The organism is Sphingomonas sp. (assembly GCF_040398505.1).
Taxonomy (GTDB): Bacteria; Pseudomonadota; Alphaproteobacteria; order Sphingomonadales; family Sphingomonadaceae; genus Sphingomonas.
On sequence record NZ_JBBATX010000126.1, the window covers coordinates 1 to 5,295 of the forward strand.

Genomic DNA, 5,295 nt, shown 5'->3' on the forward strand with positions numbered 1-5,295 from the left:
TGACACCGTCGTCGTGAAGGCATCGAACGCGTCATAGTTCGAATGGTTCGCCCCCGCCGTAAACGTCACGGTCTTGTCGCGGCGCCCGGCATTGGAGCGGCGGAAGGTCGCGCTCGCGCCTTGCTCCTGCGTCCCCGCCACCGCCGTCACGATCAGCGCGCCGTCGGGCGGGAACAGGTTGCGGTGGGTAAACGCGCCTTCAAGCCGGATGCCCTGCCCGGTGCTGTACCCGCCGCTGACCGAGAGCGAGCGCGGCGGCCCGCGTTCCTGCTCGATCAGCAAATTGACTTGCTCGGTCCCATCGGGGTTGAGGTTGCGCGTCCGCACCGGCTCGACCGAAACGGTCGAAAACAGACCCGTGGCGATCAACGCCGCGCGCAAATCATCGACCTTGCGATTGTCGTACAGCTCGCCGGGCTTGAAGCGTGTCAGCACGCTAACATGCTCGGCCCCGAAGGCGAGCCGCCCCTCGGAGGTAAAGGTCCCGAACGACGCGCGTGGGCCGATCTCGACGGGCAGGGTATAGGCACCCGTACCCGTCAGATCATCGAGCAACACGTCGCGCTGCCCGACCTTGGTGAAGGGATAGCCCTGTTGCGGCAGGATCAGCGCAACGTTCGCCTCCGCCCCCTGCACCCGCGCAGCATCGATCGGATCGCCGATTTTGAGCGCCAGCTGGCTTTCGACCAGCCCCGGCGGAATCGTCGGCTGCGCCTGAACGGCAATCGATCCGAGCGTGTATTGCTTACCGGGCGTCGCCGAGACGATCGCGCGGACTCGCGCCGTCTCGCCGGGAATGACTTCGAGCGTCGAGACCGCGGTCCCGTCATAATAGCCGCGCGACTGCATCAGCCGCACCGCCAGCGCTTCATCCTCGCGCGCGCGCGCCGACACCACCGTCGCATTGGGTGCCTTGCCGCTGCCGCCGCTCAGCGCGGAGAGGCCATCGAACTGTCCCTGCAGCCCGATCTCGTCGAACCCGCGCAGCACGGTGTCGTTCCGAATGTCGGGGGCTTTGGCGTCCTTGACCGTCACGTCGACCAGCGGTGTCGTGTCGAAGGTCGCAAGCGTAGGCAATGGCGCGCGCAATTCGGGCGGCGCTACCGGAGCAGCCCCCTCCGGCGCGACCGTCATCGGTTCGAGCGGCGCGTTGATGTCGTTCGACAGCGGCGGCAACGCCTTGTCGAACGCCGCATCGGACACGATCGGCAGTTCGGGTTGCGCAACCGGTGGTGGCGTCGGGACAAGAGCGGGCGGGACCTGCTGCAATCCCGCCGCAAGGGCGATCACACCTGTCGAAAAGCTATTCAAAAACAACCGTCTGCGTCCCCGCTTAAGAGCACAGGTGCCACGCAGACAGCCCGTAACGTATCGCCACAACGCACGAACCGCAGATCGTTTCCCTACGCCGCCTTCAAGCGCAACCGATACGCATGCAGCAGCGGTTCGGTATAGCCATTGGGCTGCGCGACACCCTCGAACACCAGCGCGCGCGCCGCTTGCAGCGCGAGGCTGTCGGGATTGCCCGCCATCGGCCGGTACAGCGGATCGCCCGCATTTTGCGCATCGACCTTCGCCGCCATCCGCTCGAATGCCGCATCGACCTCCGCCCGCGTCGCAACGCCGTGGAGCAGCCAATTGGCGATATGCTGCGACGAAATCCGCAACGTCGCGCGGTCTTCCATCAGGCCGATGTCATGGATGTCGGGCACCTTCGAACAGCCCACGCCTTGGTCGATCCAGCGCACGACATAACCCAAAATGCCCTGTGCATTATTGTCGAGCTCGGCGCGGATTTCGTCGGGCGTCCAGTTGCGTCCACTCGCCACCGGCACGGTGAGCAGCCGGTCGAGCCCCGGCACCGCTTCCTTGGCAATCTCGGCCTGCCGCGCAAACACGTCAACCTTGTGATAATGCATCGCGTGGAGCGTCGCGGCGGTCGGCGACGGCACCCAGGCGGTGTTCGCGCCCGACATCGGGTGGCCGATCTTCTGCTCCATCATGTCGGCCATCCGGTCGGGTGCTGCCCACATCCCCTTGCCGATCTGCGCCCGCCCCGCGAAGCCGGCGGCGAGGCCGATGCGGACGTTGCGATCCTCATACGCCTTGATCCAGTCGCTCGCCTTCATCTCGGCCTTGGGGATCATCGGCCCGGCACGCATCGCGGTGTGCATCTCGTCGCCGGTGCGATCGAGGAAGCCGGTGTTGATGAACACCACGCGGTCCTTCACCGCATGGATGCACGCGGCGAGATTGGCCGAGGTCCGCCGCTCCTCGTCCATCACACCGACCTTCACCGTGTGGCGCGCCAAGCCCAGCAAATCCTCGACCGCATCGAACAGAGCGTTGGTAAACGCCGCCTCGTCCGGCCCGTGCATCTTCGGCTTGACGATATAGACCGAACCCGCGCGGCTGTTCTTGAATTGCCCAAGGCTGCGAAGGTCGTACAGCGCGATCGTGCTGGTGATGATCGCATCGAGGATCCCCTCGGGTGCTTCGCTGCCGTCGGGCAAGCGGATCGCCGGATTGGTCATCAAATGCCCGACATTGCGCACGAACAGCAAGCTCCGCCCCGGCAGCGTCAGCCCATCGTCATACACCCGATCAGGGTTGAGCCGTCGCGTCACCGACGTGCCGCCCTTGTCGAACGTGTCCGACAGAGCTCCCTGCATCAACCCGAGCCAATTGGCATAGGCCGCGACCTTGTCCTCGGCATCGACCGCCGCGACCGAATCCTCGAGATCGCAAATCGTGGTCAGTGCGGATTCGAGGATCACGTCGGCGATATGCGCCGGATCGTCGCGGCCGATCGGGTGCGCCGGATCGACCACGACCTCGATATGCAGACCATGATTGGCGAACAGATAGGACGCGCCCTTGCGTCCGACCAATTGCGCGGGGTCCCGCAACACCGGCGCATCATCGTTGCGCAAATCCACCCAGCGCCCGTGCGCCAGCGGCACCGCCTGATCCAGAAACGCCTTGGCCGCGGTCACCACCTGCCGCCCGCGCACCGGATCATAGCCGCCCGGCACCGCCATCCCCGGCAGCGCATCGGTGCCATAGAACGCGTCATACAGGCTCCCCCAACGCGCATTGGCGGCGTTGAGCAGGAAGCGCGCGTTAAGGATCGGCACGACGAGCTGCGGCCCGGCCATCGTCGCGACCTCGGCATCGACATTTTCGGTGCCGATCGTGAAGGGCGCAGGCTCGGGCACGAGATAGCCGATTTCGCGCAGGAACGTCTCATCGACCGCTTCCCCTGCCAGATAGCGCAGATCGATCTTGGCCTGCAGCGTATCGCGAACCGCCAGCAGCGCGCGATTCCCGGGCGCGAACTTGGCGTAGATCGCCGCCACCCCCTGCCACCAGACGCCCGCGTCAAGGCCGAGCCCCGGGAGCACGCGCGCTTCGAGGAAGCTGGCGAGCGAAGCAGCGACCGAAAGGCCGGCGCGGTCGAGCATGTCGGGCATGGATATCCTCCTTGGGAAACGGGAACGCGGCCTGGGGAGGGCTGGCCTGCGCTTAGGCCAGCAGGGCGGCCCGCATCAACCCCGTTCGGGATCGAACGGTGCGGCCGACGCCTCGATCCGCTCGAGCATCGCGGCGAAGGTCGCGATTTCCTGTGGCGAGAAACCGGCAAAGACCTGCGCCTCGAGTTCCAGGGCTTTCGGCGCAACATCCTCATACAGCGCGCGACCCGCTGCGGTCAGGATCAGCAGGTGCGAGCGCTGATCCCCCGGATTGGGCCGCCGTTCGACCAGCCCGCGCTCGACCAAAGTCGCGGCCGCACGGCTGACCGTCACCTTGTCCATCCGCGTCGCCACGCCCAGCGCTTGCTGCGTCGCCCCCTCGCCTTCGGCGATCACCGCGATCAGCCGCCATTCGGGAATTTTCAGCCCGAACAGCGCCTGATAAATACTCGCCACCGCAGCCGAAACGCGGTTCGACGCGATCGACAGGCGATAGGGGAGGAAGCGGTCGAGCTTGAGTGTCGTCATGGTGGCGCGACGTTACGGGATGGACGGGTCCGCGCAAGCCCGCTATATCGTTACAGATGAAACCAGTTGGAGTGGATAGCGTGACCCCATCCGAAACAAAGCCCGAAAATCCGATGGGCCTGAACGGCTTCGAATTCGTCGAATTCACCTCGCCAAACCCGGAGGCGATGGCCGATCTGTTCGTGAAGATGGGCTTCACCCATGTCGGCACGCACAAATCGAAGAATGTCCGCCGCTATGCGCAGGGCGACATCAACTTCCTGCTCAACATGGACGAAGCGGGTCAGGTCGCCGGTTTCCGCAATGCACACGGCCCCTCGGCCAATGCGATGGCGTTCCGCGTCGCCGACGGTGCGGCCGCGGTGAAGCTCGCGCTTGAACGCGGTGCGACGCAAGTCACCGGCGAGCATGGCCCCGGCGAACTCGCCATCCCCGCGATCGAAGGCATTGGCGGCGCCAACCTCTACCTCGTCGACGCAGCATCGCGCATCTACGCCACCGATTTCACCCCCACCGGCGCTGGCGTCGACGATCATAGCGTCGGCCTCCACACGCTCGATCACCTCACGCACAATCTCCAGCGCGGTCGGATGAGTTATTGGGCCGATTATTACGAACGCATCTTCAACTTCCGCCAGATCCGCTATTTCGACATTGAGGGTCAGGCGACCGGTCTCTTCTCCAAGGCGATGACCGCGCCCGACGACAAGATCCGCATCCCCTTGAACGAAAGCCAGGACGAGCACAGCCAAATCGAGGAATTCATCAAGGATTATAAGGGCGAAGGCATCCAGCATCTGGCGCTCGCCAGCGACGATATCTTCAAGACCGTGGATACGCTGCGCGCCAACGGCATCCGCTTTCAGACGACGCCGCAAACCTATTTCGACCTGATCGACACGCGCCTCCCCGGCCACGGCCACGACGTCGAGGAAATGCGCAAGCGCGACATCCTGATCGACGGCGCACCCGAGACCGGCGGCGGATTGCTACTGCAAATCTTCACCGAGAATATGGTCGGCCCGATCTTCTTCGAGATCATTCAGCGCAAGGGCAATGACGGCTTTGGCGAGGGCAATTTCAAGGCGCTGTTCGAGAGCATCGAGCTCGACCAGATCCGCCGCGGTGTCGTGCCGGGCAAGGTCGAGGCGTAATCGACTCTCCCTCGCCCCTGGACAGGGGAGAGGGATACCGCAGCTTGGTCCCGCTTCTTCAGCGGGGCCTAGCGGAGGTTGGGAGAGGGGTCGATGTCACGAGCGTGACGCTCGTTTCCGCCCCTCTCCCCAGCTTCGCT

4 protein-coding genes are annotated in these 5,295 nt (G+C 64.9%); 1 reads left to right on the forward strand and 3 read right to left on the reverse strand.

Features of this window, described 5'->3' with window-relative positions:
* From ABWP09_RS12655 to ABWP09_RS12665, 3 genes are all read right to left on the reverse strand, one after another.
* Positions 1 to 1,290: autotransporter assembly complex protein TamA (locus tag ABWP09_RS12655; protein WP_502959799.1), on the reverse strand; the 1,290-nt coding region annotated here is incomplete at its 3' end.
* Positions 1,291 to 1,403: 113 nt separating this feature from the next.
* Complete coding sequence (locus ABWP09_RS12660; protein ID WP_353205490.1) at positions 1,404 to 3,473, reverse strand: malate synthase G; 2,070 nt, start codon at positions 3,471 to 3,473, stop codon at positions 1,404 to 1,406.
* Positions 3,474 to 3,548: 75 nt separating this feature from the next.
* Positions 3,549 to 4,001: a MarR family winged helix-turn-helix transcriptional regulator gene (locus tag ABWP09_RS12665; protein WP_353205491.1), complete on the reverse strand. Its 453-nt coding sequence runs from the start codon at positions 3,999 to 4,001 to the stop codon at positions 3,549 to 3,551.
* Between the two features lie 56 nt (positions 4,002 to 4,057).
* On the opposite strand from ABWP09_RS12665, the gene hppD reads away from it, so the two are divergent.
* On the forward strand, positions 4,058 to 5,155 hold the full coding sequence (gene hppD, locus ABWP09_RS12670; protein ID WP_353205492.1) for a 4-hydroxyphenylpyruvate dioxygenase: 1,098 nt from the start codon (positions 4,058 to 4,060) through the stop codon (positions 5,153 to 5,155).
* Positions 5,156 to 5,295: the final 140 nt, after the last annotated feature.

Coding starts and splice junctions, on each gene's coding strand:
- ABWP09_RS12660 (WP_353205490.1), bottom strand. CDS start 3,473: ATGCCCGACATGCTCGACCGCGCCGGCCTTTCGGTCGCTGCTTCGCTC.
- ABWP09_RS12665 (WP_353205491.1), bottom strand. CDS start 4,001: ATGACGACACTCAAGCTCGACCGCTTCCTCCCCTATCGCCTGTCGATC.
- hppD (WP_353205492.1), top strand. CDS start 4,058: ATGAAACCAGTTGGAGTGGATAGCGTGACCCCATCCGAAACAAAGCCC.